The sequence below is a fragment of the Pandoraea horticolens genome (genome assembly GCF_902459555.1).
GTDB lineage: Bacteria > Pseudomonadota > Gammaproteobacteria > Burkholderiales > Burkholderiaceae > Pandoraea > Pandoraea horticolens.
Window position 1 is genome coordinate 1 of record NZ_CABPSM010000050.1, and the last position, 1,457, is coordinate 1,457.

Sequence of the window (1,457 nt, forward strand, 5' to 3'; positions counted from 1 at the left end):
CGGGAACTCTAACCACCGAAACACCTAAATTCGCCCCCCCAGACTGTACGGAAGAGGGTAGCTTGAGTGTTCCCATAACTTGCACCCAATCACCCGAGAATCGAGAAAAATCAACCCGAAGCATCCTGACTCCACCGTCGTTCTCTACCAAGTACACATCAACTTTGCTTGTACCGGGCGTCCAGTAAGCTCCACAAGGCGCTGTGGTTCCCCTAATGTGCCCGATGGCCGGTATACCACTTAAATGCGATACGTAATATAGGACTTGATAATCCCCATCGGCGGGTGTCACATTGGTTCTTTTTAACCCGAGTATATAACATTCCAGTTGTTTGCTTTGCTGATTATGAAAGATAGCAAAATACTGACCGAGCTTTGGATCATCTATGTACACGGCGCTTGGTGCATAGTAAGTTTCTGTTAAGTTTTGTCGTGTAGAACCTTTTACAATTGAAACGCTGGGACCACTGCTATTCAATTGGAGCTGGCAAGAGTTAAGATAGGTCTGCCCATTTTGTTCGTTTAGGCTGTTCCAAAATAAGTAAGGCATACTAGGGCCATCCGGCCCAGCGACGACGCTCACGTAGTCTATAGCATGCACTTGGTTGTTGCCCCAATCAGGATTTGTGACCGGTTGATCCACAGCATACTTACGAAATTTACTTGCACTAAAATCGGCATTGTACGCCGCGTAAAAAAGACCATTGAAGGCTATGCCATTGGCACTGTAATAAAAAATATAAGTTTTATCATCCAAGGTATATGGCACCAGCGATTCGTATGCTAGGAATCCAAGACCCACCTGATTTAGATTTCCAAGAGGCAAGAGATTCGCTGCCACTTGGCTGATTGGGTCGCTACTACGAACAGTCCTTACGACCATCGCCGCTTGGTTGGCATTGGTATAAAAAACATAGACATTATTAAAATTCCCGGAATCCCTATAGAAGATCGCCTGAGGGGTGCAATGCACTACATTAGGATAGGTATGTCTGACTGAAAAGTCGGGTATTTCGTAGGCATGTGGCGCGTCGAACGCACCTTTAGAAAAATATTGGCCGCGAAAGTACGACACATTTAACGTATCTAAATTTTTTGGAACGTAAATTACGCGCGTTCCTGGATTTATGCCGGCGCCTGCCATAATAATCTCCTTAATTTATAAAATTAAAGTCAATCGATCATGGTTAATTTGTTAGGGTTCTGACTACTGAAATGCCACAATTCTTTGCTCCAACGGGGTTAAACGTGAGCTTCGTCTGCTTGGACGATGCTATGTAGCTCATAGTCCCCTGATTAATAGTGGCGTTAGGTTTGAGTTCAGCAAGATCCACGATAATAATCTGAATTCGATTGTTGTTATCCAGCAAATATACATCTGCTAAAGTACTGCTATCGGGATCAGACCAAGCACAAGGTGCTGTAGCACCTGTAATGGGGTAACCGATATCTCCCCT

Annotated in this window: 2 protein-coding genes; both read right to left on the reverse strand. The window is 44.5% G+C overall.

Annotated features, from left to right (window positions below):
- A partial coding sequence (locus PHO31112_RS26970; RefSeq protein ID WP_150624796.1) for a hypothetical protein occupies positions 1-1,144 on the reverse strand: 1,144 nt, incomplete at its 3' end.
- 43 nt (positions 1,145-1,187) lie between these two features.
- Positions 1,188-1,457: hypothetical protein (locus tag PHO31112_RS27465; RefSeq protein WP_217427083.1), on the reverse strand; the 270-nt coding region annotated here is incomplete at its 5' end.